Source organism: Inquilinus sp. CA228 (assembly GCF_052078665.1).
GTDB lineage: Bacteria > Pseudomonadota > Alphaproteobacteria > DSM-16000 > Inquilinaceae > Inquilinus.
This window is the reverse complement of the sequence record NZ_JBQJIK010000001.1, coordinates 180,198-204,071: the sequence shown is the minus strand read 5'-3', so window position 1 is coordinate 204,071 and position 23,874 is coordinate 180,198. Positions and strand designations below refer to the sequence as shown.

The 23,874-nt window shown below is 69.7% G+C and carries 27 protein-coding genes; 13 read left to right on the top strand and 14 right to left on the bottom strand.

Translation table 11 applies throughout. The annotated features are described in order from the left end of the window. Positions 1–99 precede the first annotated feature (99 nt). Entirely contained in the window at positions 100–1,719 is a 1,620-nt protein-coding gene (locus tag ACTOWL_RS01005; protein ID WP_441319314.1) for an acyl-CoA synthetase, read from the bottom strand. Between the two features lie 176 nt (positions 1,720–1,895). Between ACTOWL_RS01005 and ACTOWL_RS01000 the strand changes: the two genes are divergently transcribed. After that, the gene (locus ACTOWL_RS01000) at positions 1,896–3,791 is read left to right on the top strand and encodes a propionyl-CoA synthetase (RefSeq protein ID WP_441319313.1); all 1,896 of its coding nucleotides are present in this window, start codon (positions 1,896–1,898) and stop codon (positions 3,789–3,791) included. Between the two features lie 334 nt (positions 3,792–4,125). On the opposite strand, the gene ACTOWL_RS00995 is transcribed toward ACTOWL_RS01000, so the two are convergent. The 3 genes from ACTOWL_RS00995 to ACTOWL_RS00985 form a co-directional block, all read right to left on the bottom strand. Then, complete coding sequence (locus ACTOWL_RS00995; protein WP_441319312.1) at positions 4,126–4,587, bottom strand: Hsp20 family protein; 462 nt, start codon at positions 4,585–4,587, stop codon at positions 4,126–4,128. 161 nt (positions 4,588–4,748) lie between these two features. Beyond that, positions 4,749–5,531, bottom strand: a complete 783-nt coding sequence (locus tag ACTOWL_RS00990; protein WP_441319311.1) for a 3-hydroxybutyrate dehydrogenase — start codon at positions 5,529–5,531, stop codon at positions 4,749–4,751. Between the two features lie 45 nt (positions 5,532–5,576). Next, positions 5,577–5,759: a DUF1192 domain-containing protein gene (locus tag ACTOWL_RS00985; protein ID WP_441319310.1), complete on the bottom strand. Its 183-nt coding sequence runs from the start codon at positions 5,757–5,759 to the stop codon at positions 5,577–5,579. A 192-nt stretch (positions 5,760–5,951) separates the two neighbouring features. Between ACTOWL_RS00985 and ACTOWL_RS00980 the strand changes: the two genes are divergently transcribed. Together ACTOWL_RS00980 and ACTOWL_RS00975 are read left to right on the top strand one after the other, a co-directional pair. Continuing rightward, the gene (locus tag ACTOWL_RS00980; protein WP_441319309.1) at positions 5,952–6,950 is read left to right on the top strand and encodes an NAD(P)H-quinone oxidoreductase; all 999 of its coding nucleotides are present in this window, start codon (positions 5,952–5,954) and stop codon (positions 6,948–6,950) included. A gap of 147 nt (positions 6,951–7,097) precedes the next feature. Continuing rightward, entirely contained in the window at positions 7,098–7,691 is a 594-nt protein-coding gene (locus ACTOWL_RS00975; RefSeq protein ID WP_441319308.1) for a DUF1013 domain-containing protein, read from the top strand. Positions 7,692–7,782: 91 nt separating this feature from the next. On the opposite strand, the gene ACTOWL_RS00970 is transcribed toward ACTOWL_RS00975, so the two are convergent. Continuing rightward, positions 7,783–7,950, bottom strand: coding sequence for a YdcH family protein (locus ACTOWL_RS00970; protein ID WP_441319307.1), 168 nt, complete (start codon positions 7,948–7,950; stop codon positions 7,783–7,785). Positions 7,951–8,194: 244 nt separating this feature from the next. Between ACTOWL_RS00970 and ACTOWL_RS00965 the strand changes: the two genes are divergently transcribed. The 3 genes from ACTOWL_RS00965 to ACTOWL_RS00955 all read left to right on the top strand — a co-directional run bounded on the left by ACTOWL_RS00965 (position 8,195) and on the right by ACTOWL_RS00955 (position 10,981). Next, positions 8,195–8,932, top strand: a complete 738-nt coding sequence (locus ACTOWL_RS00965) for an acetoacetate decarboxylase (protein ID WP_441319306.1) — start codon at positions 8,195–8,197, stop codon at positions 8,930–8,932. Between the two features lie 77 nt (positions 8,933–9,009). Further along, on the top strand, positions 9,010–10,191 hold the full coding sequence (locus ACTOWL_RS00960; protein ID WP_441319305.1) for a DUF3734 domain-containing protein: 1,182 nt from the start codon (positions 9,010–9,012) through the stop codon (positions 10,189–10,191). A gap of 67 nt (positions 10,192–10,258) precedes the next feature. Then, positions 10,259–10,981: an MOSC domain-containing protein gene (locus tag ACTOWL_RS00955; RefSeq protein ID WP_441319304.1), complete on the top strand. Its 723-nt coding sequence runs from the start codon at positions 10,259–10,261 to the stop codon at positions 10,979–10,981. A gap of 392 nt (positions 10,982–11,373) precedes the next feature. Here ACTOWL_RS00955 and ACTOWL_RS00950 read toward each other — a convergent pair whose 3' ends face one another. After that, positions 11,374–12,456 (bottom strand): ATP-dependent 6-phosphofructokinase, encoded by a 1,083-nt coding sequence (locus ACTOWL_RS00950; RefSeq protein ID WP_441319303.1) that lies wholly within the window; start codon positions 12,454–12,456, stop codon positions 11,374–11,376. Between the two features lie 184 nt (positions 12,457–12,640). Between ACTOWL_RS00950 and ACTOWL_RS00945 the strand changes: the two genes are divergently transcribed. Genes ACTOWL_RS00945 through ACTOWL_RS00935 form a run of 3 tightly spaced genes read left to right on the top strand, consistent with a single transcriptional unit; the run spans position 12,641 to position 14,456 of the window. Further along, a complete protein-coding gene (locus ACTOWL_RS00945) occupies positions 12,641–12,841 on the top strand; it encodes a YdcH family protein (RefSeq protein ID WP_342241837.1) in 201 nt (66 codons plus the stop codon). A 20-nt stretch (positions 12,842–12,861) separates the two neighbouring features. After that, the gene (gene purE, locus ACTOWL_RS00940) at positions 12,862–13,371 is read left to right on the top strand and encodes a 5-(carboxyamino)imidazole ribonucleotide mutase (RefSeq protein WP_441319302.1); all 510 of its coding nucleotides are present in this window, start codon (positions 12,862–12,864) and stop codon (positions 13,369–13,371) included. Then, entirely contained in the window at positions 13,368–14,456 is a 1,089-nt protein-coding gene (locus tag ACTOWL_RS00935; RefSeq protein WP_441319301.1) for a 5-(carboxyamino)imidazole ribonucleotide synthase, read from the top strand. The genes purE and ACTOWL_RS00935 overlap by 4 nt, the downstream gene beginning before the upstream one ends. Positions 14,457–14,468: 12 nt before the next feature. On the opposite strand, the gene ACTOWL_RS00930 is transcribed toward ACTOWL_RS00935, so the two are convergent. The 3 genes from ACTOWL_RS00930 to ACTOWL_RS00920 form a co-directional block, all read right to left on the bottom strand. Then, complete coding sequence (locus ACTOWL_RS00930; protein ID WP_441319300.1) at positions 14,469–14,759, bottom strand: helix-turn-helix domain-containing protein; 291 nt, start codon at positions 14,757–14,759, stop codon at positions 14,469–14,471. Between the two features lie 136 nt (positions 14,760–14,895). After that, on the bottom strand, positions 14,896–15,453 hold the full coding sequence (locus ACTOWL_RS00925) for a dihydrofolate reductase family protein (protein WP_441319299.1): 558 nt from the start codon (positions 15,451–15,453) through the stop codon (positions 14,896–14,898). Positions 15,454–15,473: 20 nt separating this feature from the next. Beyond that, positions 15,474–16,376 (bottom strand): LysR substrate-binding domain-containing protein, encoded by a 903-nt coding sequence (locus tag ACTOWL_RS00920; protein WP_441319298.1) that lies wholly within the window; start codon positions 16,374–16,376, stop codon positions 15,474–15,476. A 93-nt stretch (positions 16,377–16,469) separates the two neighbouring features. On the opposite strand from ACTOWL_RS00920, the gene tmpA reads away from it, so the two are divergent. Together tmpA and ACTOWL_RS00910 are read left to right on the top strand one after the other, a co-directional pair. Further along, positions 16,470–17,618, top strand: coding sequence for a 2-trimethylaminoethylphosphonate dioxygenase (tmpA, locus tag ACTOWL_RS00915; RefSeq protein ID WP_441319297.1), 1,149 nt, complete (start codon positions 16,470–16,472; stop codon positions 17,616–17,618). After that, positions 17,615–18,163 (top strand): HD domain-containing protein, encoded by a 549-nt coding sequence (locus ACTOWL_RS00910; protein WP_441319296.1) that lies wholly within the window; start codon positions 17,615–17,617, stop codon positions 18,161–18,163. The genes tmpA and ACTOWL_RS00910 overlap by 4 nt, the downstream gene beginning before the upstream one ends. Here the strand turns inward: ACTOWL_RS00910 and ACTOWL_RS00905 are convergent. From ACTOWL_RS00905 to nthA, 4 genes are read right to left on the bottom strand one after another with little or no spacing between them, the layout of a single operon-like run. Next, a complete protein-coding gene (locus tag ACTOWL_RS00905) occupies positions 18,160–18,546 on the bottom strand; it encodes a RidA family protein (RefSeq protein ID WP_441319295.1) in 387 nt (128 codons plus the stop codon). The genes ACTOWL_RS00910 and ACTOWL_RS00905 overlap by 4 nt on opposite strands. 59 nt (positions 18,547–18,605) lie before the next feature. Then, the gene (locus tag ACTOWL_RS00900; RefSeq protein ID WP_441319294.1) at positions 18,606–18,989 is read right to left on the bottom strand and encodes a nitrile hydratase accessory protein; all 384 of its coding nucleotides are present in this window, start codon (positions 18,987–18,989) and stop codon (positions 18,606–18,608) included. Next, a complete protein-coding gene (gene nthB, locus ACTOWL_RS00895) occupies positions 18,976–19,635 on the bottom strand; it encodes a nitrile hydratase subunit beta (protein WP_441319293.1) in 660 nt (219 codons plus the stop codon). The genes ACTOWL_RS00900 and nthB overlap by 14 nt, the downstream gene beginning before the upstream one ends. Continuing rightward, a complete protein-coding gene (gene nthA / locus ACTOWL_RS00890; RefSeq protein WP_441319292.1) occupies positions 19,632–20,273 on the bottom strand; it encodes a nitrile hydratase subunit alpha in 642 nt (213 codons plus the stop codon). The genes nthB and nthA overlap by 4 nt, the downstream gene beginning before the upstream one ends. Before the next feature lie 112 nt (positions 20,274–20,385). Here nthA and fumC point away from each other — a divergent pair, with 112 nt between their 5' ends. Then, positions 20,386–21,789, top strand: coding sequence for a class II fumarate hydratase (fumC, locus tag ACTOWL_RS00885; protein WP_441319291.1), 1,404 nt, complete (start codon positions 20,386–20,388; stop codon positions 21,787–21,789). Between the two features lie 10 nt (positions 21,790–21,799). Next, complete coding sequence (locus ACTOWL_RS00880) at positions 21,800–22,021, top strand: ribbon-helix-helix domain-containing protein (RefSeq protein ID WP_225771899.1); 222 nt, start codon at positions 21,800–21,802, stop codon at positions 22,019–22,021. Between the two features lie 22 nt (positions 22,022–22,043). Here the strand turns inward: ACTOWL_RS00880 and ACTOWL_RS00875 are convergent, their stop codons facing one another. Then, entirely contained in the window at positions 22,044–23,852 is a 1,809-nt protein-coding gene (locus ACTOWL_RS00875) for an extracellular solute-binding protein (RefSeq protein ID WP_441319290.1), read from the bottom strand. Positions 23,853–23,874: the final 22 nt, after the last annotated feature.

The following is a 23,874-nucleotide window of genomic DNA, read 5'->3' as shown; positions in this document are numbered from 1 at the left end:
TGACCCGGGCATCCAGAAGATGTCGAGATCCTCTGGATGCCCGGGTCAAGCCCGGCAATGACAGAAGAAAACTGACCGGCATCCAATATGGCGCCGCCCCTACAGCGCCCGCGCGCGGTCCCGCAGCACGAATTTCTGGATCTTGCCGGTCGAGGTCTTGGGCAGGTCGCCGAACACCACCGTCTTCGGGCATTTGAAACCCGCCAGGTGCTGGCGGCTGAAGGCGATGATCTCCTCCGGCGTCGCCTCGGCGCCCGGCCGCAGCGTGACGAAGGCGCAGGGGGTCTCGCCCCATTTCTCGTCCGGCCGCGCCACCACCGCCGCCTCCAGCACCGCCGGGTGGCGGTACAGCACGCCCTCGACCTCGATGGTCGAGATGTTCTCGCCGCCGGAGATGATGATGTCCTTCGACCGGTCCTTCAGCTCGATATAGCCGTCGGGGTGCATGACGCCGAGATCGCCGGTGTGGAACCAGCCGCCGGCGAAGGCCTTGGCGGTGGCCGAGGGATTCTTGAGGTATCCCTTCATGGTGATGTTGCCGCGCATGAACACCTCGCCCAGGGTCTCGCCGTCGGCCGGCACCGGGGCCAGGCTGTCGGGATCGGCCACCATCAACCCCTCCTGCACCACATAGGGCAGGCCCTGGCGCGACTTCAGCCGCGCCTGCTCGCCCGCCGGCAGCGCGTCCCATTCCGGCTTCCAGTCGCAGACCACGGCCGGGCCGTAGACCTCGGTCAGGCCGTAGACATGGGTGACCTTGAGGCCGAGCCGGGCCATGCCCTCCAGCACCGTGGCGGGCGGCGGCGAGGCTGCGGTCATCATCTGCACCGCCTGCGGGACGTCGCGCCGCTCCCCGGCCGGGGCGTTCAGCAGCATGCTCATGACGATCGGCGCGCCGCAGAGATGGGTGACGCCGTGGTCGGCGATCGCGGCGTAGATGTCGCGGGCCGCCACCCGGCGCAGGCAGACATGGGTGCCGGCCAGCGCCGTGATGGTCCAGGGGAAGCACCAGCCGTTGCAGTGGAACATCGGCAGGGTCCAGAGATAGACCGGATGGTGTGGCAGGGCCCAGGTGACGACGTTGCCGATGGCGTTGAGATAGGCGCCGCGGTGATGCGTCACCACGCCCTTCGGGTCGCCGGTGGTGCCCGAAGTGTAGTTGAGCGCGACGGCGTCCCATTCGTCGCCGGGCATCACGCCTGGATAGGCCGGGTCGCCCTCGGCCAGAAACTCCTCATAGGTCAGGCCGCCGACCGGCTCGCCCGCCACCGCCGGGTCGACGATGTCGACCACCAACGGCGGCGCCTCGAGCTGCGCCAGCGCGCTCCGCACCACCGCGGCGTATTCGCGGTCGGCCAGCAGGATCCGGGTCTCGGAGTGGTGCAGCTGGAAGGCGATCGCCCCGGCGTCCAGCCGGGTGTTGAGGGCGCACAGCACCGCGCCGGCCATCGGCACGCCATAGGTCGCCTCGAACGCCTCCGGGATGTTCGGCGCCATCACCGCCACGGTGTCGTTCTTGCCGATGCCGCGGCGCGACAGGGCCGAGGCCAGGCGGCGGCAGCGTTCCGCCGTCTCGCGCCAGCTCCGCTTCACCTCGCCATAGACCACGGCGATCCGGTCCGGATGGGCCAGGGCGGCGCGGCCGAGGAAGGAGATCGGCGTCAGCGGCACGTGATTGGCCGGGTTGCGATCGAGATCGGTGTCGTAAGCGTGCGGCATCGGCTGGCCCCCTGGTGCGGAGACATTGTGGCATTGCCCAGCCTCGGGCGGAATGCCGGGATCGGGCTCCGCCGGCCGCGTCCGGCGGTGGCCGGAACGCGACACCGAAGGCGCAGCCCCTCGCCGCGAAGGCCCTACGGCGCTAGGCTCGGGCCAAAGAGTTCCGGGAGGACGCCATGGGAGCCTATGCCGAGGCCTGTCGCCGCGCGCTCGACGACCCGGAGGGATTCTGGGGCGAGGCCGCCGCCGCGATCGACTGGGACCGGCGCTGGGACCGGGTGCTGGACGACGGCAACGCCCCCTTCTTCCGCTGGTTCGCCGGCGGCCGGCTGAACACCTGCCACAACGCGCTCGACCGCCACGTCGCCGCCGGCCATGGCGACCGGCTGGCGCTGATCCATGACAGCCCGGTCACAGGGACGGTGCGGCGCTTCACCTATGCCGAGCTGACCGACCGGGTCGCCCGCTTCGCCGGGGCGATGCGCGGCCTCGGCGTCGGCGCCGGCGACCGGGTGGTGATCTACATGCCGATGGTGCCGGAGGCGGCGATCGCCATGCTGGCCTGCGCCCGGCTGGGCGCGGTGCATTCCGTGGTGTTCGGCGGCTTCGCGGCGCCGGAGCTGGCGGCGCGGATCGACGATTGCGAGCCGAAACTGGTCGTCTCCGCCTCCTGCGGCATCGAGGTCAGCCGCATCATCGCCTACAAGCCCCTGCTCGACGCCGCCCTCGGCCTGGCCAGGCACAAGGTGCCCGCGACGGTGGTGCTGCAGCGGCCGCAATGCGAGGCGGCGATGACGCCGGGCCGCGACCACGACTGGGCCGAGCTGGAGGCCGCGGCCGAGCCGGCGGCCTGCGTGCCGGTGGCGGCGACCGATCCGCTCTATATCCTCTACACCTCGGGCACCACCGGCCAGCCCAAGGGCATCGTCCGCGACCAGGGCGGCCATGCCGTGGCCCTGGCCTGGAGCATGCCCGCGATCTACGGCCTCAAGCCCGGCGAGGTGATGTGGACCGCGTCGGATGTCGGCTGGGTGGTCGGCCATTCCTACATCGTCTACGGGCCGCTGCTGGCCGGCTGCACCAGCGTGATGTACGAGGGCAAGCCGGTCGGCACGCCCGACGCCGGGGCCTATTGGCGGGTGGTCGAGCAGCATGGCGTGTCGGTGCTGTTCACCGCGCCGACCGCCTTCCGCGCCATCAAGCGCGAGGATCCGGAGGGCCGCCTGCTGGCCGGCCGCGACCTGTCGACCTTCCGTGCCCTGTTCCTGGCCGGGGAGCGCTGCGACCCCGCCACGCTGTGCTGGGCCGAGCAGCTGTTGAACGTGCCGGTGATCGACCATTGGTGGCAGACCGAGACCGGCTGGCCGATCTGCGCCAACCCGCTGGGGCTGGAGCCGATGCCGGTCAAGCCGGGCTCGCCGACCAAGCCCATGCCGGGCTGGGACGTGCGCGCGCTGGGGGCGGATGGGCGCGAGATGCCGCGCGGCGAGATCGGGGCGCTGGCCTGCCGGCTGCCGATGCCGCCCGGCGCCGCGCCGACGCTGTGGCGGGCCGATGCGCGCTTCCACAGTGCCTATCTCGAGGAGTACCCGGGCTTCTACAAGACCGGCGATGCCGGGCTGGTCGACGCGGACGGCTATGTCTTCGTCATGAGCCGGGTGGACGATGTCATCAATGTCGCCGGCCACCGCCTGTCGACCGGGCAGATCGAGGAGGTGCTGGCCGGCCATCCCGACGTCGCCGAATGCGCGGTGATCGGCGTGGCGGACGACCTCAAGGGCCAGGTGCCGCTGGGCTTCCTGGTGCTGAAGGCGGGAGTGGCGCGGCCGCACGAGACGATCCTGGCCGAGGCGGTGCAGCGGGTGCGCGACGGCATCGGCCCGGTCGCCGCGTTCAAGACGGCGATGATCGTCGACCGCCTGCCGAAGACCCGGTCGGGCAAGATCCTGCGCGGCACCATGGCCCGAATCGCCGATTCGCTCCCCTTCGCCGTGCCGGCGACGATCGACGATCCGACGATTCTCGATGAAATCCGCGTGACGCTTCGGCGATCGGGCTATGACCGCGGGTAACGTTCCCGCTGCCACCCGGTCTAAGCCCCAGGCGGCAACCCCCCATAAATATTACATTTTTAAGATCATTTATCGCTCTTGTGAGTCAGCCCCGGCCGCAAGAACCCGGCGAACAACTGAAAACCCTTCAAAACAAAGGGTTTTTCTGACCCAAACGAGTTCTTGACGCCGCGGCAAATTGGCTCTTATCGTCGCGCAATGCTCGAGTTGAGCAGGCGAGGCTTCAAAAAACGAGGGCCGCAGAAAGCGGTCCTCTTTTTTTGTCTCTCCACTCGGGAGAAGGGGCGCTACCGTTGCGGTAGCGCCCCGTTCCGAAGCCATCAGGCCGGACCCGTCAGGCGGCGATCTGCTTCGGCGCCTCGCCCTGGCCGACGGCGATCTTCACGGTGCGGGGCTTCTGCGCCTCCGGCACCTCGCGGACCAGCTCGATGTTGAGCAGGCCGTTCACCAGCGTCGCGCCGCCGACCTTGATGTAGTCGGCGAGCTGGAAACGCCGCTCGAAGGCCCGGCCGGCAATGCCGCGATGCAGGAAGACCCGGCTCTTCTCCTCCTCGTCGGAGGTCGTCTTGGCGCGGATGGTCAGGGTGTTCTCGGAGGTCACGACCTCGAGGTCGTCCTCGCCGAAGCCCGCCACCGCCATGGTGATGCGGTAGGCGTCCTCGCCGGTCTTCTCGATGTTGTAGGGCGGGTAGGACGGCGCCGCGGTGTCGGACTGCAGCGCGGAATCGAGCAGCCGCGACATGCGGTCGATGCCGATGGTCGAGCGGAACAGCGGGGAAAGGTCGAGCGTACGCATGGATATCCTCCAGTGAGCGATACCTGGGCGGCGCACCGATGGTCGCGCCGCGGGGTTGCGACGTGGCGGCCCCGACTGGGCGCCGCCACGTCCTCGATCTGGGGAGGATGAATTCCGGGTTCAAGGGGTATGGGCGATCCCCCGTCCCGGGAAACCGCCGGCTACTGCGCGGTCCAGCCGCCGTCGACCGACACGCTGGTGCCGGTGATCTGCTCGGCCGCGTCCGAGCACAGGAAGGCGACGGTGCCGCCCAGCTGCTCCGGCGTCACGAAGGTCATCGACGGCTGCTTCTCGCCCAGAAGCTCCTTCGCCGCGGCCTCCTGGCTGATGCCCTTCTCCGCCGCGATCGCGCTGATCTGCTTCTCCACCAGCGGGGTGCGGACCCAGCCGGGGCAGACGGCGTTGCAGGTGACGCCGGTGCCGGCCGTCTCCAGCCCCACCACTTTGGTCAGCCCGATCAGCCCGTGCTTGGCCGCGACATAGGCCGCCTTGTGGGCCGAGGCGACCAGGCCATGGGCCGAGGCGATGTTGACGATGCGGCCCCAGCCTTGGCTCTTCATGACCGGCACCGCCGCGGCGATGCCGTGGAACGCGGCCGACAGGTTGATCGCCAGGATGGCGTCCCACTTCTCGGCCGGGAACTCCTCCACTGGCGCGGTGAACTGGATGCCGGCGTTGTTCACCAGGATGTCGACCCGGCCTAGCTTTTCGACCGTGGCGGCGACCAGGCCGCGCACCGCGTCGCCCTTCGACATGTCGGCGCCGTCATAGACCGCGCACCCCCCGTGCTCGCGCTCGATGCCGCTGCGGATCGCCTCGATCTCGCCGGCGTCGCCGAATCCGTTCAGCACGATGTCGGCGCCCTGGCCGGTCAGCACCTTGGCGATGCCGAGGCCGATGCCGCTGGTCGATCCGGTGACGATCGCAACCTTGCCCTTCAACATGGGTCCGTTCCTTACGATGACGGGATGGGGGTCTTCGAGGGCGCCTCAGCGCTTGAACAGCGCATCCGCGACCGATTTGTGGCTCTGCTTGCCGGCGATCACGCCGCGGGCGCGGGCGATCTCGGCCTCCAGCTCGGCGACATACGCCTCGAGCTCGGCGACCGAAAGCCCGTCCAGCGGCTTCGGCGGCACCTTGCGCTGGCGCGGTTCGAGGTCTTCCGGATCCATCGGCCATCTCCTTCGGCAGCGGATGGACAATCCTCGCGGTCGGCGCGAGGATCGGCAAGCCCGGAGCGCAAACGTGCCGGAGCGCCTACACTGTCGACGGGCGACCTTAGGCCGCTCCATCCGACGCCCGGATGACGGCCGAGTGACAATTCGGTCATCATCCGCCCATTCCCGAGACGGAAGCGTGAGCCGATGACCAGCATTCCCGAGACCATGACCGCGATCGTGATCCAGGCCCCCGGCGGGCCCGAGGTGCTGCAGCCGGCGACCCTGCCGGTGCCGGCCCCCGGGGCCGGCGAGATCCTGATCAAGGTGGCGGCGGCCGGGGTGAACCGGCCCGACGTGCTGCAGCGCAAGGGGATGTACAACCCGCCGCCGGGCGCCAGCCCGCTGCCGGGGCTGGAGGTCGCCGGCACCGTCGCCGCCCTCGGCCCGGAGGTGACGGGCTGGAGCGTCGGCGACCCGGTCTGCGCCCTGGTCTCCGGCGGCGGCTATGCCGAGTTCTGCGTCGCCCCGGCGCCGCAATGCCTGCCGATCCCGAAGGGCCTGTCCGCGGCCGAGGCGGCGGGCCTGCCCGAGACCCTGTTCACCGTCTGGACCAATGTGTTCGAGCGCGGCCGCTTGCAGACCGGCGAGCGCTTCCTGGTGCATGGCGGGTCGAGCGGCATCGGCACCACCGCGATCCAGCTGGCCAAGGCCTGGGGCGCCATCGTCTTCGCCACCGCCGGCAGCGCCGAGAAGTGCCGCGCCTGCCGCGACCTGGGCGCCGATGTCGCGATCGACTACCGCGAGCAGGACTTCCTGGCCGTGGTCAAGGAGAAGACCGGCGGCCGCGGCGTCGACCTGATCCTCGACATGGTCGGCGGCGACTATGTCGCCCGCAACATCGACGCGCTGGCGATGGACGGCCGGCAGGTGAGCATCGCCTTCCTCAAGGGCTCGAAGGTCGAGATCGATCTGCAGAAGGTGATGGCCAAGCGGCTGACCCTGACCGGGTCGACCCTGCGGCCGCGCAGCATCGCCGAGAAGGGCGCCATCGCCGCGGCGCTGCAGGCCGAGGTCTGGCCGCTGATCGAGGCCGGTCGGGTCAGGCCGGTGATCCACGCCACCTTCCCGCTGGCGCAGGCGGCGGAGGCACATGCGCTGATGGAATCGAGCGCGCATGTCGGGAAAATCGTACTCCTCGCTTGACTCGGGCGCGCGACATCCCTAGGTCGAGCACCGTGGGCGGCGCCGCGCCGACCCCGCTCCCCTCCCTTAGACACGAGTGCGAGAGGACAGGTCGGCCGCCCCGGCCGGTCGCGGCGGGATCGCTTTGCGCAGAGGAGTACGCGAAAAATGAACAAACAACCCCTGATGCCGAAGGCGACCGCCGTCTGGCTCGTCGAGAACACGTCGCTGAGCTTCGACCAGATCGCCGCCTACTGCGGCCTGCATGAGCTGGAGATCCGGGCGATCGCCGACGGCGAGGTCGCGATCGGCATGGTCGGGCTGGACCCGATCGTCAACGGCCAGCTGACCCAGGCGGAGATCGACCGCTGCCAGGTCGACCCGAACGCGCGGCTGCGGATGGCGGTGTCGGACATGCCGCAGCCGGTCGCCCGCTCCAAGGGCCCGCGCTACACGCCGGTGACCAAGCGCGGCGACAAGCCGGACGCCATCGCCTATCTGCTGAAGGAGCATCCGGAGCTGTCGGACCCCCAGATCTGCAAGCTGATCGGCACCACCAAGCCGACCATCCAGGCGATCCGCGACAAGAGCCACTGGAATTCGCCGAACCTGAAGCCGCGCAGCCCGGTGATGGTGGGTCTTTGTTCCTATCTTGAGCTGGATGCGGCCCTGACCAAGGCCCGAGCCCACCTGCCGCCGGGCGCGATCCCGGCCCCGACCGTCAGCTTCGACGAAGATGCCGAGGAAACCCAGGAGGACTGAAGGCCCTGAGGCGCGACTCGGCCTCTACAAACGACAAGGGCGGCGCCCCCCGGCACCGCCCTTAGGATTCGGAGATCCGTGAATCTCTCCGTCAGGCGTGATCCAATCGCGCCATCTCATCCTTCAGTCTCAGCTTTTCCTTTTTCAGCCGCACGATCTCGATCTCGTCGGGTAGGGGGCGGTGGACCGCTTCTTCCAATGTGCGATCCAGGGCGGCGTGCTTGGTCCGAAGCGCTTCAATATGCTCTGCAACGGCCATCTCTCGCTCCTCTGTTGAAAGCTGGACAGTGGTTCAGCCCCTCCTCTTTCCCATATGTTACGCCCCGATGGCGGCTGCAAGTCAACGTGGCATCTATTCCTGTTACGGAAGCGGGACAATCGGTCGCCTCGCCCGATCGGCCATGCCGCGGACGTGAAATTTCCTTAACGCGACGGTTTCCGACTCCTCCCACCGCTTCGCTCGGCTAGTCTTGTGCAACGCACAACAGCGAGGATGCAGCGCAATGGATGCCGAGACCGTGCGGAAGACCGCCTTCGCCATGCCGCTGACCAGTCCGGCCTTCCCGCCGGGGCCGTACCGCTTCGTCGACCGCCAGTATTTCATCATCCGCTACCGCACCGACCCGGAGGCGCTGCGCCGGGTGGTGCCGGAGCCGCTGGAGATCATCGAGCCGGTGGTGAATTACGAGTTCATCCGCATGCCGGATTCGACCGGCTTCGGCGACTACACCGAGACCGGCCAAGTGATCCCGGTGCGCTATCAGGGTCAGGTCGGCGGCTACACCCACCAGATGTTCCTGAACGACCACCCGCCGATCGCCGGCGGGCGCGAGTTGTGGGGCTTCCCGAAGAAGCTGGCCCAGCCGACGCTCGCGGTCGAGACCGACACGCTGGTCGGCACGCTGAACTACGGCTCGATCCGCATCGCCACCGGCACCATGGGCTACAAGCACCGCACGCTCGACATGGCGGCCGAGGCCAAGGGGCTTGGGGCACCGAACTTCCTGCTGAAGATCATCCCGCATGTCGACGGCAGCCCGCGGATCTGCGAGCTGGTGAAGTACTATCTCGAGGACGTGACCGTGAAGGGCGCCTGGACCGGCCCGGCGGCGCTGGACCTGTACCCGCACGCCCTGGCGCCGATCGCCGAGCTGCCGGTGCTGGAGGTGCTGTCGGCCAAGCATCTGGTCGCCGACCTGACGCTCGGCCTCGGCACCGTGGTTTACGATTACCTCGCCTGACGCGGCGCCGGGGTGCGGCCAGCCGCACCCCAACCTATAATGCGGGGCCGGGCATCCGGCCCCGAGGAGAAGGCTTAATGCGTGGCGTGAAACGGAAGCAGGCGCGCAGCGCCCCCGGGCCCATCGAGGTGCCGCCCTACGACGTCGTCGCCCTGGTGCTGCAGGGCGGCGGCGCCCTCGGCGCCTATCAGGCCGGGGTCTATCAGGGGCTGCACGAGGCCGGCATCCACCCGACCTGGCTGGCCGGCATCTCGATCGGCGCGCTCAACACCGCGGTCATCGCCGGCTCGCCGGAAGCGCAGCGGGTGGACCGCCTGCGCGAGTTCTGGGAGACGATCTGCGCCGCCCCGGTCGAGTGGCCGGCGGCCGCGGGGCTGGCGGAGGGGCTGCCCTTCGCCTTCGACCTGCGCTCGGTGCACAACGCCGCCGCGGCGATGCGGGCGCTGTTCCAGGGCCAGCCCGGCTTCTTCAAGCCGCGCTTCCCGCCGCCCTACCTGTCGCCCTTCGCCGGCGACGCCGCCACCAGCTTCTACGACACCGGCCCGCTGCGCGACACGCTGCTGCGGCTGGTCGATTTCGACCGGCTGAACTCCGGCGACATCCGGGTCAGCGTCGGCGCGGTCAATGTCCGCAGCGGCAACTTCGCCTATTTCGACACGACCAAGCAGCGGCTGGGACCGGAGCATTTCATGGCCTCCGGCGCCCTGCCGCCGGGCTTCCCGGCGGTCGAGATCGGCGGCGAGCACTACTGGGACGGCGGCGTGGTCTCGAACACGCCGCTGGCCTACGTGCTGTCGACCGAGCCGCGGCGAGACACCCTGACCTTCCAGGTCGATCTGTGGTCGGCCAAGGGCCGGCTGCCCGATGACCTCTTGGAGGTGGCGAGCCGGCAGAAGGACATCCAGTATTCCAGCCGGACCCGCCTCGTCACCGCCTACATGCTGCAGATGCAGAAGATGCGCCAGGCGCTGCAGCGGGTGATGGAAAAGCTGCCGGAGGAGGCGAAGCAGGAGCCGGAGATGCAGGCGATCGCCGAGCTGGCCTGCCACCGCGCCTACAACATCGTCCACCTGATCTACCAGACGAAGGCCTATGAGGGCCATTCCAAGGACTACGAGTTCGGGCTGGACGCGATGCGCGAGCACTGGCAGAGCGGGCTCGACGACATCCGCCGCACTTTGGCCGATCCGCGCCGGCTGGACCGGCCGTCGCCGGAGGATGGCGTGGTCACCCACGACGTGCACCGGCAAGACCGGTAGCCGCGCCGCCCGATTGCGGACATCCCCGCATTCGCGATAATGCCGGCGGATGGCAGGGGATTTTGCGATGGACGGACGGGTCGCGGCGCTGTGGCGCTATCCGGTCAGCTCGCTCGGCGGCGAGCGGCTGGAGGCCTGCGCCGTCGGTGCCACCGGCCTGGCCGGCGACCGGGAATGGGGCCTGGCCGACCGGGACAGCGGCGAGACCGCCTTCCCGGAGAGCAAGCGCCGCTGGCGCCCGGCGCCGCAGATCCGGGCCCGCAGCGCCGGAGACGGGCTGCGGCTCGACTTCCCGGACGGCAGCAGCCTGTCGGCCGAGGCCGCGGGCGACGCCCTGGCCGCCCATTTCGGCTTCCCAGTAACGCTGCGCCCGCATGCCGCCGACGCGGCCGAGACCGCGACGGCGGGGCCGCTGAAGCCGCGCTACGAGCGCCATCCGATCCACATCCTGACCACCGCCTCGCTGGCGGCGCTGCAGGCGATCCTGCCGGACAGCGCCATCGATGTGCGCCGGTTCCGGCCGAACCTGGTGCTCGACCTGCCCGATGCCGAGGGCTTCGCCGAGGCCGGCTGGATCGGGCGGCTGGTGGCGATCGGCGACGTGCGGATCCGCATCGTCGATCCCTGCGTGCGCTGCGCCTTCACCACCCTGGCCCAGGGCGGCCTGCCGCTCGACCCGGCGGTGCTGATGGCGGTGGCCAAGCGCAACGCCACCCATCTCGGCGTGCTGTGCACGGTCGAGGCGCCGGGAGAGATCCGGATCGGCGATGTGGTGAGGGTGCTGGACTAGGGTCGCAACGCGCTCGTCGTTGACGTCGAAAGCGTCGCCTTTGGGCGGATTGCGGTCGTTCCGGCTAGGCCAGTTCCACCTTCGTATATGTCGCTTCGTCGGCAATCTGTCGAAGACAATCCAAGAAGGAGAGCCCGTTCGCCAACCGAATTCTATTCAGGTTGGCCGCATTTTTGAAAACCAGTTTGGCTTCGCCGGGCCAGCCGGGGCCGGCCCCCTCGAGGCATCCCAGAATGCATCGAAATTGCGCCCGAAGAAGGCTGCTCCATCTGGGCAAGCGGCATCGACATATCGTTGCCAGACTTCGTCGGCCGTCCGTGCGCCCTGACAGTCGATGTATATCGTCCGCATAGTCTTTCTGCCTAACGGGCCGACAGCCGAACAGCCTCGCCTCAATCCCCCAGGCAGATCCCCAGCGCCCGGGCGGTCTTGAGCAGCGGATCGCCGTGCTTGATGTCCTGGTATTCGGCGATCGCGTCCTGCAGCGGCACGTCGATCACCCGCCGGTCGGACCAGGCGACCAGGCGGTCGAACTTGCCCTCGGCGATCAGGTCGACGGCATGGGCGCCGAAGGCCGAGGCGATCAGCCGGTCGCGCCAGCTGGGCATCGAGCCGCGCTGGACATGGCCCAGCACCGTCACCCGCGTCTCCGCCCCCGTGCTGTCGGCGATCTTGAAGGCGACGTAGTCGCCGATGCCGCCGAAGCGCTTCTCGCCGCCGTGATAGTCCTTGTGCACCTTGGTGCCGTCGGCCGTCTTCACCGCCTCGGACACCACCACCAGCGCGAAGTTGCGGCCGGTCTTGCGCACCTCGCGGATCTTGTGCGCCACGGAGTCGATCGAGAACGGGATCTCCGGGATCAGGATCACGTCGGCGCCGCCGGCGATGCCCGCCGCCAGTGCGATATGGCCGGCGTCGCGGCCCATCACCTCCAGCACCATCACCCGGGCGTGGCTGGCCGCGGTCGGCTGCAGCCGGTCCAGCGCCTCGGTCGCCACCGCGACGGCGGTGTCGAAGCCGACCGAGACCTCGGTCAGCCCGACATCGTTGTCGATCGTCTTCGGGATGCCGACATAGTTGAAGCCGCCCTGCTGCGCCAGGCGCCGCAGGATCTGATGGCTGCCGTCGCCGCCGACGCCGATCAGCGCGTCGAGGCCGAGTTCGTGATAGCCGCCGATGATCTCGACCGAGCGGTCCTTCAGCGTGCCGTCGGCCATCGGGAAGGCGAAGGGGTCGCCCTTGTTGGTGGTGCCGAGGATGGTGCCGCCCTGGCGCATCACCGCAGTCGTCATCTTGTCCGGCGTCAGCACCTCGTAGCGCAGCGGCCGGGACAGCAGGCCCGAGGTGCCCTCCTTGATGCCGATCACGGTCCAGCCAAGGCCGTCGGCCCTGCACACCGCCGCGCGGATCACCGCGTTGAGCCCGGCGCAGTCGCCGCCGCTGGTCAGAATCCCGATGCGCTTCTCGCCTGCCATGCCGTGCTTCGTTCCCGTTCCCGGTTGCACTTCCCCCTTGTACCGGGAAGCGGCCGGTGCTGTAAGAGCCGGATGCGCCGCCGGGGCGTCACCCCCGCGTCAAACGCGTTCCGGTCGGGCCGCCCCCTTTGGTATGATCGGGCGCCGCCGACCCCGGGACCCGCAGGAAAGGCCGTTTGAGGGAATGATCGACATCGAGTCGATGCAGGAGAAGCTGGCCGCATTGCGGGTCGAGCACCGCGACCTCGACGAGATCATCGACCGGCTGACCGCGGATGGTCCCGTCAACCAGCTTCAGATCCAGCGCCTGAAGAAGCGGAAGCTGCTGCTCAAGGATCAGATCACGATGATCGAGAGCAGGCTGCTGCCCGACATCATCGCCTAAACCCGAGGATTTCCCGACCGATGGCCGAACCCGCCGCGCCGCCCGTGGCAATGCCCGTGGCAATCATCATGGGCAGCCAGTCCGACTGGGAGACCATGCGCCATGCCGCCGACACGCTGTCGCTGCTGGGCATCGGCCATGAGGCGCGGATCATGTCGGCGCACCGCACGCCGGACCGGATGGCCGATTTCGCCCGCGAGGCGCGCGGCCGCGGTGTCAAGGTGATCATCGCCGGCGCCGGCGGCGCCGCCCACCTCCCCGGCATGACGGCGGCGATGACGCCGCTGCCGGTGCTGGGCGTGCCGGTCGAGAGCAAGGCGCTGAAGGGCATGGACAGCCTGCTGTCGATCGTGCAGATGCCGGGCGGCATCCCAGTCGGCACGCTGGCGATCGGCCGGGCCGGCGCGATCAACGCGGCGCTGCTGGCCGCCGCGATCCTGGCGCTGAGCGACCCCGCCGTCGCCGATGCGCTGGACGCCTGGCGCCAGCGCCAGACCGAGGCCGTGGCCGAGCACCCGAAGGACGAATGACCAGCACCGTGTCTCCCCTCCCGCCGGGCAGCGTCATCGGCATGCTCGGCGGCGGCCAGCTCGGCCGCATGACCGCCCTGGCCGCCGCCCGCCTCGGCTACCGCACCCATGTGCTGTGCCCGGACCCGGACAGCCCCTGCGCCCAGGTGACCGACCGGTCGACCCTGTCCTCCTACACCGACCATGCGGCGCTGGACGCCTTCGCCGCCCAGGTCGATGTCGTCACCTACGAGTTCGAGAACATCCCCTACGAGACCGTGCTGCACCTCGCCGCCCGCGTGCCGGTGCGGCCGGGGCCGGACGGGCTGGCGGTGTGCCAGGACCGGGTGGCGGAGAAGGATTTCTGCAACCGGCACGGCATCGGCACCGCGCCGTGGCGCGCCGTCGGATCGGCGGAGGAACTGGCGGCAGCGGTCGCGGCGATCGGCACGCCGTCGGTGCTGAAGACCCGGCGCGAGGGCTATGACGGCAAGGGCCAGGCGGTGATCCGCGACCCCGCCGATGCCGCCACGGCCTGGGAGAATCTGGGCGGCCGGCCGGCGATTCTCGAGGGCTTCGTCGACTTCGCCCGCGAGCTGTCGGTGATCGCCGCCCGCGGCGTCGACGGGTCGGTGGTCTGCTACCCCGCGGTCGAGAACCGGCATCGCGACCACATCCTGTCGGAGACGATCGCCCCGGCCCCCGGCTTGGCGCCGCAGCGCGCCGCCGAGGCGGAGGAGATCGCCCGGACGCTGATCACGGCGCTGGACATGGTCGGCCTGCTGGCGGTGGAGCTGTTCGAGGCGCGCGACGGCGGCCTGCTGGTCAACGAGCTGGCGCCGCGGCCGCACAATTCCGGCCACTGGACCCAGGACGCCTGCACCTGCGACCAGTTCGAGCAACTGGTCCGCGCCGTCTGCGGCCTGAAGCTGGGGTCGACCGAGCGCCATTCCGACGCGGTGATGCAGAACCTGATCGGCGACGACGTGCTGCGCTGGCCGGAGTTCGTGGCCGAGCCCGGCGCCAGGCTGCATCTCTACGGCAAGGGCGCGCCGCGCCCCGGCCGCAAGATGGGCCATGTCAACCGGCTGGTGCCGAAGGGCTGAGGCCGGCGGCCTTCACGCCGCGGACAGCGCGCGTTCGACCGCCTCCGGCTCCTTCTCGATCACCTTCAAGAAGGCTCGGGTCGCCGGCTCCGGCACCTTGCGATGCTGCTCCCAGTCGCGGACGGCCGAGACCGAGAAGCCGAACTTGGCGGCAAAGGCGGACTGGGACAGGCCCAGCCGCTTGCGGATCGCCGAGACATCGACATCGGGAAGCGCGACTGTCCGGGCGGCTTCGGCGCGCCCTTCGGCAATCGCCAGCGCTTCCCTGGCGCTCTCGATCAGATCCTGCCCGAACTTCGACATCACGGGTTCCTCATCTTCGCAGCATTGGCCATATACGGCCAGGCAGTAGTTGGGTCGACTCAAATCATGCCGTCACGGAGTCGGAGACTGAAGCTTTCCCGATCATTGTCCCGGCCCAGTCGCCGGTACCGCCTGCTCATGAAGGTACGAACGCGGTGGCCTCCGCGACCGGTGCATACTCGAGGGCCAGGATGCCGTTGGTGAAGCCCACGGCCGAGATCAGTTCGAGTCTGTGCTGCTCGCCGGGCGGGAAAAACGGCTTCCCCTGGCCGAGAGCCACGGGATAGCTGAGGAACCGGATGCGGTCGACGAGGCCATGCCGCAGCAGCTCCTGGGCCACGCTGATGCTGCCGTGGACGTAGATGTTGCCGCCATCGCCTTGCTTCAGCGCCCTGACCGCCTCCGGCAACGGACCCTTCAACAGCTCGGCAGGCTTCCAGTCGAGGTCTTGCAACGTCGTCGACGCGACGTATTTCGGCAGCGCGTTGAACCTGTCGGCGAAGTCTCCGGTTTCGCTGGGCCAGGAGCCGGCGAAGATCTGATAGGTCGTACGCCCCAGGAGCATGGCGCCGCTGTCGGCAAGCTCGTCATTCTTGAACTGATCCATCTCGGCATTCCAGGGCACGCCCGTCAGTCTTTCGACCTCGGCAATGCCGTCGGCGCTGATGAACTCCGTGACGATGACCTTCCTCATCTCGCCCTCCCGTGTCGGTCTCAGGCGGTGGCCGCCACCGCCAGCTCGATGAAGGCGCGGATCGCCGGGAAGCGACGGCGGTCGCGCTGGCACAATACATATTCGTCGGTGTGCCAGGCGCAGTTGGCCAGCGGCCGGAGGACGATGCGCGGATCCGGCCGGATCTCGCCGGCGGAGATGAAGCCGAGGCCGAGGCCCAGCGCCACCGCCTCCTGCACCGCCTCGCGGCCGGTCACCTCGAACACCCCGGCGGGCGCGATCTCCGCCTCGGCCAGCCCGCGCTCGACCGTGCGCCGGGTCATCGAACCGGTCTCGCGCATCACCAGCCGCTGCCCGGCCAGCGCCGCGACCGGCACCGCGTCGCCCGCCGCCAGCGGGTGGCCCGCGGCCAGCGGATGGCCCGCGGCCAGCGGATGGCCGGCCGGCAGCATCAGCCGCACCGGATCGCGGTACAGCGGCACGATGTGGAAGCGCGGATCGACCGGCGGGTTGGACAGCAGCGCCACGTCCAGCCGCGCTTCCGACAGATCCTCCAGCACCGCGCCGGCATTGCCGATCGACAGGCGGATCTCGACCTGCGGGTGGCGGCTGTCGAACTCGGCGATCAGCGGCATCACGTAATACGGGCTGTCGGCGCCGAGCTGCAGCAGGCCGCGGGCCAGCTGGGCCGAACCCTCCAGCAGTGTCGCCGCCTCCTGCTCCGTGTCGAACAGCCGGGTGGTCAGCTGGAACAGCCGCCGCCCCATCTCGGTCGGCTGCACCCGGCGCGAGCTGCGCTCGAACAGCAGCACGCCGTAGCGCTCCTCCAGCGCCTTCACCGATTGCGACAGGGTCGGCTGGGTCAGCCCCAGGGTCCGCGCCGCCAGGGTGAAGCTGGCCTGGGTCGCGACTGCGTGGAAGGCGCGCAGCTGCATCAGGTTCATTCGCATGGCCTATAGATAGCATGGAAAGCGCGTATTGGACTTATGCATGAGGGGATCGCAACCTCGGCCCCAGCCACCCCTGCCGAGGCCGCCATGCCCACCGCCCTTGCCGTCCCGCCCGCTATCGATGACGCGGTCCGGATCGCCGCGCTCGCCCACACCGCCGACCGCCTGACGATCCGCTGGTCGGACGGGCGCGAGAGCCCCTATCCCGCGATCTGGCTGGCCGACAACCGGCCCGACCGCCGCGACCGGCCGGACGGGCAGCGCCTGTTCGACGCGATCGACCTGCCGGACGGCATCGTCCTCCGCGGCGTGACGCTCGGTGCCGACGGCGCGGTCGAGGTCGACCTCGCCGGCTTCGACACGCCGGCGCGCTTCGAGACCGCTTGGCTACGCGCCCATGCGCTGGATCCGACCTCCCGCGCCGAGCGCCGGCGCCGGCCGGTGCTGTGGGACTCGTCCCTCGCTCTGCCGACCGGCGACTACACCGCGGTGGCCGGCGACGACGACGCCCGCGCCAAATGGCTGCGCCAGGTCCATGACCACGGCTTCGCCCTGCTGCGCGGCGTGCCGGCGGAGCCCGGCATGGTGTGCAAGGTGGTCGAGCTGTTCGGCTTCGTGCGCGAGACCAATTACGGCCGGCTGTTCGACGTGGTGGCGGTGGACAAGCCGCAGAACCTGGCCTTCAGCGCCCTGTCGCTGGGCAACCACACCGACAACCCCTATCGCGATCCGGTGCCGCAGATGCAGCTGCTGCATTGCCTGGAGGCGGCGTCCGAAGGCGGCGAGTCGGTGGTGGTCGACGGCTTCGCCGCGGCCGACCGGCTGCGGCGCGAGGCGCCCGACGCCTTCGCCCTGCTGACCCGGAGGGCCGTGCCCTTCCGCTATGTCGAGGCCGGCAAGGTCGATCTGCGCGCCAAGGCGCCGCTGATCGAGCTGGACGCCGATGGCGACGTGGCCGCGGTGCGCTACAACAACCGCTCGATCGCGCCCTTCGACCTCGACCCCGACGAGGTCGAGGCCTTCTACGACGCCTATCGCCGCTTCGGCCGCCTGCTGCACGATCCCAACCTGACCGTCGGCTTCCGCCTGGCGCCGGGCGACCTGTTCATCGTCGACAACCGGCGCGTGCTGCACGGCCGCCGCGGCTTCTCCGCCGGACGCCGCTGGCTGCAGGGCTGCTACGCCGACAAGGACGGCCTGACCAGCACCCTGTTCAGCCTGGAGTCATCCCGATGAGCGACACCCTGCACCCGCTGCTGGCCGAGATCGAAGGCCTGTTCGCCGCCCACGGCCACAACACCTATGGCGAAGGCGTCACCATGCAGGAGCATGGCCTGCAGGCCGCCGCCCTGGCCGAGCACGAGGGCGCGCCGGACACGCTGGTGGTCGCCGCCCTGCTGCACGACATCGGCCATTTCCTGGAGCTGGCCGACGACGCCTATGGCTATCACAAGCATGACGGCGCCGGCGGCGACTGGCTGGCCGCCCGCTTCGGCCCGGAGATCAGCGAGCCGGCGCGGCTGCACGTCGCCGCCAAGCGCTATCTCTGCGCCGTCGAGCCCAGCTACATCGACGTCCTCTCCGTCGCCTCGGTCCATTCGCTCGGCAAGCAGGGCGGGCCGATGAACGCCGAAGAGGTCGCCGAATTCGCCCGGCACCCCCATGTCGAGGGCGCGGTGCGGCTGCGGCGCTGGGACGATGGCGGCAAGATCGAGGGGCTGAAGGTCAGCACCGTCGCCGACTATCGCGACCGCATCCTCAAGGTGGCGAAGGCCGATTAGCGGGCCGCGACCGCCTGGACCTCGACCAGCAGGCTCGGCACCACCAGGCCGGCGACCACCACCAGGGTCGAGGCCGTGGCGTGCCCGGCCAGGCGCCGCTCGCGCACCGTGCGGTACAGCGGCACCAGGTCCGGCCGGATGATGAAGCCGTCGACCTTGACCAGGTCGGTCACCGCCATGCCGGCATCGGCCAGCACCGCGAACAGGTTGTCCCAGGCCAGCTCCATCTGGCGCTCCGCATCGTCGGGGACGGTGCCGTCGGGCGTGGCGCCGACCTGGCCGGAGATGTGCAGCCAGCGGGCGCCGGCCGGGGCCGAGGCGCCGTGGCTGTAGCGGGAGAACGGCGCGGCGATTCCGGCCGGGTTGTGCAGCTGGATGGTCATGGGTCTTCCCCGATGTCGCTGGACAGGGCCGGGACTCGGCCCGATCCCCAAGTCTAGCATCAGGACAGGGGATCGTTCTCCAGCAGGATCGGGGCGCCATGCGGCGTGGCCCGGGCGGCACGGTCCCAGGCGTCCTTGCGCCGCCCCAAAGCCTCGGCATCGGCGACGCCCTTGGCCAGCACTAGGCGCTCCAGCGCCGCCAGCCAGTGCTCGTAGTAGCGGCTGCCGTCGTCGGGATCGCCGGCCGCCTGGGCGCGGGTGATCTCCGCTGCCAGCGCCGCCGCCCATTCCGGCCAGGTGAAGACGCCGCGCTGATGCAGCGCCACCGCCATGGCGAAGGCCTGGGCCTGCCAGGGCTCGGCGAAGACCAGCCCCTCGGCGTCGCGCGGCGGCAGCGGTGCGGCGCCGTCCAGCGCCGCGATCACCGCCTCATGCCGGCTCAAGATAGCCCTCCCAGGCGTCGATCGAGACGGTCAGGGTCGGGTCGGCCGCCTCACCCCACAGCTCGCGCCCGTCGAAGCGCACGGTGTAGAGCCATTGCGGGCTCTCGCCATGGCCATGGGCGTTGCTGTCGGGCAGCACGAAGACGCCGTGCACGCGCTCGATCTCGCCCGCCTTGCCGCGGGCATAGCGCGGCAGCCTGGTGTGGCCGGTGGGATGCTCGTTGCGGGTCAGCACCAATTCGCCGACGGCGAAGCGCGCCGGGGCCGCCTCCGGCCGCTGGTAGTTGCTGCCCCGCGCCAGCGTCGCGGCGACCTGGTCCGCCCGCAGCACCTTCTGGCCCGGCACCGGCGGGTCGATCGCACGGCCGGCCGTCAGTTCTTCCGCCGAAACCAGCCCGGCGCCCTGCAGCAGCTTCTCCAGCCCCTTGGTCCAGATCTCGTAGTAGCTGGAGGACAAATAGTCGGCCGGATGCAGCGTCTCGCGCGCATGCCGGCTGATGTCGATGTTCCAGCGGCCCAGCGCGCCCGCCGCCAGGGTGAGGGCCAGCGCCCGCTTCTCCCACTCCGCATGGAAGCGGACATCCTCCGGCTCCGGCACCACCGGGCCGAAGCCCATCATGCCGCCGAGATCCTGGGCGCCGTTCATCTGGCGGCCTCCGGCTCGCGCGCCTGGCCAGCGCCGATCATGCTGTCGCGGGTGACGAGATCGGCCAGCGCGTCCTCGTCCCAGCCCTCGGTGCCGGCCGGGCGCATCGGGATCACCAGGTAGCGGGTCTCGGCGGTCGAATCCCAGACCCGGATCCGGGTCGTTTCCGGCAGGGCGACGCCGAAATCGGCCAGCACGCCGCGCGGGTCGATCACCGCGCGCGAGCGATAGGGTGCCGATTTGTACCAGACCGGCGGCAGGCCCAGCACCGGCCAGGGGTAGCAGGAGCACAGGGTGCAGACGACGAGGTTGTGGGTGTCCGGCGTGTTCTCGACCGCGACCATGTGCTCGCCCTGGCGGCCGACGAAGCCGAATTCGGCGATCGCGGCGCCGGCGTCGGCCCGCAGTCGGTCGCGATAGGCCGGGTCGGCCCAGGCCTTCGCGACCACCCAGGCGCCGTTGCGTGGGCCGATCTTCGTCTCATAGGTCTCGATCAGCAGGTCGAGCGCGGCCGGGTCGACATAGCCCTTCTCGACCAGGATCGATTCCAGCGCCTTCACCCGCAGCGCGATCTCGGGCAGGGCGCTGCCCTCTTCGCCGTGCTCGTGGTCATGGTCGTGATGGTCTTGGGCGGTCATGGACCTCGCTCCGCGCATCGGATGCCGTATGGGATCGCCCAGCCTACCCCCACACCCGCATTCGTGCTAGCAAACCGGCCAGCCGAAAACTGACAGCAACCGGAGCCTTTCGATGGCCGCCGAAACCGCATTCCGCACCGAGACCGACAGCCTGGGCGCCGTCGAGGTGCCGGCCGACCGCTACTGGGGCGCGCAGACCCAGCGCAGCCTGCAGAACTTCAGGATCGGCGGCGAGCGCATGCCGGCCCCGCTGGTGCGGGCGCTGGGCATCCAGAAGAAGGCCTCGGCCCTGGCCAATGTCGCGCTCGGCGAGCTCGACCCCTCGGTCGGCAACGCCATCGTCGCCGCCGCCGAGGAGGTGATCGACGGCACCCTGGCCGACCATTTCCCGCTGGTGGTGTGGCAGACCGGGTCCGGCACCCAGACCAACATGAACGCCAACGAGGTGATCTCGAACCGCGCCATCGAGATCCTGGGCGGCGAGATCGGCTCGAAGAAGCCGGTGCATCCGAACGACCATGTCAACCGCGGCCAGTCCTCGAACGACAGCTTCCCGACGGTGATGCACATCGCCGCGGTCGAGCAGATCGGCCATGAGCTGCTGCCGAGCTTGGAGCATTTGCACCGCGCCCTGGCCTCCAAGTCGGCGGAGTTCAAGGACATCGTCAAGATCGGCCGCACCCATCTGCAGGATGCGACGCCGCTGACGCTGGGCCAGGAGTTCTCCGGCTACGCCCGGCAGATCGAGCTGGGCGTAGCCCGGGTCAAGGGCTGCCTGCCGCATCTGCTGGACCTCGCCCAGGGCGGCACCGCCGTCGGCAGCGGGCTGAACGCCAAGGAGGGCTTCGCCGAGGCCTTCGCCGCGCAGGCCGCCACCATCACCGGCTTCCCGTTCAAGACCGCGCCGAACAAGTTCGAGGCGCTGGCCGCGCATGACGCCTGCGTCGAGGCCTCGGGCGTGATGAACACCCTGGCCGTCTCGCTGATGAAGATCGCCAACGACATCCGCCTGCTCGGCTCCGGCCCGCGCTGCGGCATCGGCGAGATTCACCTGCCGGAGAACGAGCCCGGGTCGTCGATCATGCCGGGCAAGGTCAACCCGACCCAGTCCGAGGCGATGACCATGGTCTGCACCCAGGTGATGGGCAACCATGTCACCGTCACCATCGCCGGCTCGAACGGCCATTTCGAGCTGAACGTGTTCAAGCCGGTGATCATCTACAACCTGCTGCAGTCGATCCGCCTGCTGGCCGATTCCTGCCGCAGCTTCACCGACAACTGCGTCGTCGGCATCGAGGCGCGGACCGACCGGATCGAGCAGCTGCTGCACGAGTCGCTGATGCTGGTGACGGCGCTGAACCCGCATATCGGCTACGACAACGCCGCCAAGGTGGCGAAGAAGGCGCATGCCGAGAACACCACGCTGAAGCAGGCGGCGATCGCGCTCGGCCTCCTCACCGCCGAGCAGTTCGACCAGTGGGTGCGGCCGGAGACCATGGTCGGCCCGTCGGCCTGATAGCGCCGCGGTGAGCGGCGTCCGCAAGCGGTCGGTCAGCATCGCCGGACACGCCACCAGCGTGTCGCTGGAGCCGGCCTTCTGGGACGCCCTCACCCGCCTGGCCGCCGCGCGCGGCCTGCCGGTCAACCGCCTGGTCGAGGCGGTCGACGCCGCCCGCGACCCGGACGGCAACCTGTCCAGCGCGCTCAGGACCGCGGTCCTGCAGGCGGCGCTGGAGCGGGAGATCTGACGGCGGCGGCCTTCCGCCGTCGCTACTTGTCGTTCGACCACCAGGCTTCCAGCACCGTGCCATAGGTCGGGTTGACGCTGGTGACGCGGCCGAGATTGCCCCAATAGGCGACGTAGTCGCGGTCGAGATAATAGAGCGGCACCACGTAGTTGCCCCACAGCAGCACCCGGTCGAGCGCGTGCACCGCGGCCTGCAGCTCCTCCTGGCTGCGGGCGGCGGTGACGGCCTTGATCATGGCGTCGACCACCGGGCTCTTCACCCCCGGGTAGTTGCGGGTGCCGGGCACGTCGGCCGAGCCGCTGCCCCAGTAGCGCGACTGCTCGACGCCGGGCGACAGGGTGGAGATCCAGGTGTTCAGGATCACATCGAAATCATAGCTCTCGGTGCGGTTGGCGTATTGCGCGGTTTCGACCAGCCGGATCGAGGCCTGGATGCCGAGCCGGCGCAGCTGGTCGGCATAGGCCAGCCCGATCCGCTGGACGCCCTTGTTCTGCAGCAGGATCTCGAAGCGGAACGGCGTGCCGCTGGCGTCGACCAGCACATTGTCCTTGATCGTCCAGCCGGCCTCGGCCAGCAGCGCCTGCGCCGCGCGCAGATTCTCGCGGCTGCGGCCGCTGCCGTCGCTCGGCGGCAGGGTGTAGGGCTCGGTGAAGAGCTGCGGCGGCAGCTGGTCGCGGAACGGCTCCAGCAGCTGCAGCTCCGCCCCCTGCGGCGTGTCGGTCGCGGCCAGGGACGAATTGGCGAAATAGCTGTCGTCGCGCTTGTACTGGCCGCCCAGCAGAGTCTTGTTGATCCATTCGAAGTCGAAGGCCAGGATCAGCGCCCGCCGCACCCGCGGATCTGTGAAGATCGGCCGCCGCGTGTTCATGGCGAAGCCCATCATCCCGACCGGCCGGAAATGTGGCAGGGTCAGCATAGTGACGCGGCCGTCCTGGACCGCCGGGAAGTCGTAGGCGCCGCTGACCCATTTCTCGGCGTCGCGTTCCCGCCGCAGGGTGTAGGCCCCGGCCTTGAACGCCTCCAGCGCCGTGTCGGCGTCGAGGTAGAAGTCGAAGCGCAGCGTGTCGAAATTATACAGCCCGCGCATCGCCGGCAGGTCCGCCGCCCACCAGTCCTTGACCCGGGTCAGCGTGATGCTGCGCCCGGCATCGACCGCGCCGATCGCGTAGGGGCCGGCGCCGAGCGGCGGATCGAGGCTGGGCTGGTCGAACGGGTGGCTCGAATACCAGGCCTTGCTCAGGATCGGCTGCATCGCGACGACCAGCGGATTCTCGCGCGCCCCGCCCTCCTTGAAGCGGAAGCGCACGGTGCGGTCGTCGATGCGGTCGATGCCGTCCATCGCTTCATAGAGCGCGCGGGTGTTGGGCAGCCCCTTGGTCCCCTGGGTCTGCCAAGTGAAGATCACATCGTCCGCGGTCAACGGCGAGCCGTCGTGAAACACCGCCTTGGGATTGAGCCAGAAGGTGACCGTGCGCCGGTCGTCCGACATCTCCGCGCGGTCCGCGACATAGGGATAGAGCGTGAAGGACTCGTCCCAGCCCCGGGTCATCAGGGTGGCGAAGTTGTAGGGCGGCACGATCAGTCGCACCTGGTCGGTCTGACCGCCGATGATGAAGGGGTTCAGCGTGTCGAAGCTGCCGACCACCGCCTGGCGCAGCTCGCCGCCCTTCGGCGCGTCCGGGTTGGCGTAGGCGAAGTGGCCGAAATCCGCCGGGTATTTCGGTTCGCCATGCATGGCGAGGCCGCCTCCGGGCGCCTGCGTCTGCGCAACCGCCGGCAAGGTGCCGAGCAGCAGGAGGGCGAGTCGGAGCAGGAGGCGGGCGGCGCGCATGCAGCTTGTCCGGGCGGGGAAT

Coding starts and splice junctions, on each gene's coding strand:
- ACTOWL_RS01005 (WP_441319314.1), bottom strand. CDS start 1,719: ATGCCGCACGCTTACGACACCGATCTCGATCGCAACCCGGCCAATCAC.
- ACTOWL_RS01000 (WP_441319313.1), top strand. CDS start 1,896: ATGGGAGCCTATGCCGAGGCCTGTCGCCGCGCGCTCGACGACCCGGAG.
- ACTOWL_RS00995 (WP_441319312.1), bottom strand. CDS start 4,587: ATGCGTACGCTCGACCTTTCCCCGCTGTTCCGCTCGACCATCGGCATC.
- ACTOWL_RS00990 (WP_441319311.1), bottom strand. CDS start 5,531: ATGTTGAAGGGCAAGGTTGCGATCGTCACCGGATCGACCAGCGGCATC.
- ACTOWL_RS00985 (WP_441319310.1), bottom strand. CDS start 5,759: ATGGATCCGGAAGACCTCGAACCGCGCCAGCGCAAGGTGCCGCCGAAG.
- ACTOWL_RS00980 (WP_441319309.1), top strand. CDS start 5,952: ATGACCAGCATTCCCGAGACCATGACCGCGATCGTGATCCAGGCCCCC.
- ACTOWL_RS00975 (WP_441319308.1), top strand. CDS start 7,098: ATGAACAAACAACCCCTGATGCCGAAGGCGACCGCCGTCTGGCTCGTC.
- ACTOWL_RS00970 (WP_441319307.1), bottom strand. CDS start 7,950: ATGGCCGTTGCAGAGCATATTGAAGCGCTTCGGACCAAGCACGCCGCC.
- ACTOWL_RS00965 (WP_441319306.1), top strand. CDS start 8,195: ATGGATGCCGAGACCGTGCGGAAGACCGCCTTCGCCATGCCGCTGACC.
- ACTOWL_RS00960 (WP_441319305.1), top strand. CDS start 9,010: ATGCGTGGCGTGAAACGGAAGCAGGCGCGCAGCGCCCCCGGGCCCATC.
- ACTOWL_RS00955 (WP_441319304.1), top strand. CDS start 10,259: ATGGACGGACGGGTCGCGGCGCTGTGGCGCTATCCGGTCAGCTCGCTC.
- ACTOWL_RS00950 (WP_441319303.1), bottom strand. CDS start 12,456: ATGGCAGGCGAGAAGCGCATCGGGATTCTGACCAGCGGCGGCGACTGC.
- ACTOWL_RS00945 (WP_342241837.1), top strand. CDS start 12,641: ATGATCGACATCGAGTCGATGCAGGAGAAGCTGGCCGCATTGCGGGTC.
- purE (WP_441319302.1), top strand. CDS start 12,862: ATGGCCGAACCCGCCGCGCCGCCCGTGGCAATGCCCGTGGCAATCATC.
- ACTOWL_RS00935 (WP_441319301.1), top strand. CDS start 13,368: ATGACCAGCACCGTGTCTCCCCTCCCGCCGGGCAGCGTCATCGGCATG.
- ACTOWL_RS00930 (WP_441319300.1), bottom strand. CDS start 14,759: ATGTCGAAGTTCGGGCAGGATCTGATCGAGAGCGCCAGGGAAGCGCTG.
- ACTOWL_RS00925 (WP_441319299.1), bottom strand. CDS start 15,453: ATGAGGAAGGTCATCGTCACGGAGTTCATCAGCGCCGACGGCATTGCC.
- ACTOWL_RS00920 (WP_441319298.1), bottom strand. CDS start 16,376: ATGAACCTGATGCAGCTGCGCGCCTTCCACGCAGTCGCGACCCAGGCC.
- tmpA (WP_441319297.1), top strand. CDS start 16,470: ATGCCCACCGCCCTTGCCGTCCCGCCCGCTATCGATGACGCGGTCCGG.
- ACTOWL_RS00910 (WP_441319296.1), top strand. CDS start 17,615: ATGAGCGACACCCTGCACCCGCTGCTGGCCGAGATCGAAGGCCTGTTC.
- ACTOWL_RS00905 (WP_441319295.1), bottom strand. CDS start 18,546: ATGACCATCCAGCTGCACAACCCGGCCGGAATCGCCGCGCCGTTCTCC.
- nthB (WP_441319293.1), bottom strand. CDS start 19,635: ATGAACGGCGCCCAGGATCTCGGCGGCATGATGGGCTTCGGCCCGGTG.
- nthA (WP_441319292.1), bottom strand. CDS start 20,273: ATGACCGCCCAAGACCATCACGACCATGACCACGAGCACGGCGAAGAG.
- fumC (WP_441319291.1), top strand. CDS start 20,386: ATGGCCGCCGAAACCGCATTCCGCACCGAGACCGACAGCCTGGGCGCC.
- ACTOWL_RS00875 (WP_441319290.1), bottom strand. CDS start 23,852: ATGCGCGCCGCCCGCCTCCTGCTCCGACTCGCCCTCCTGCTGCTCGGC.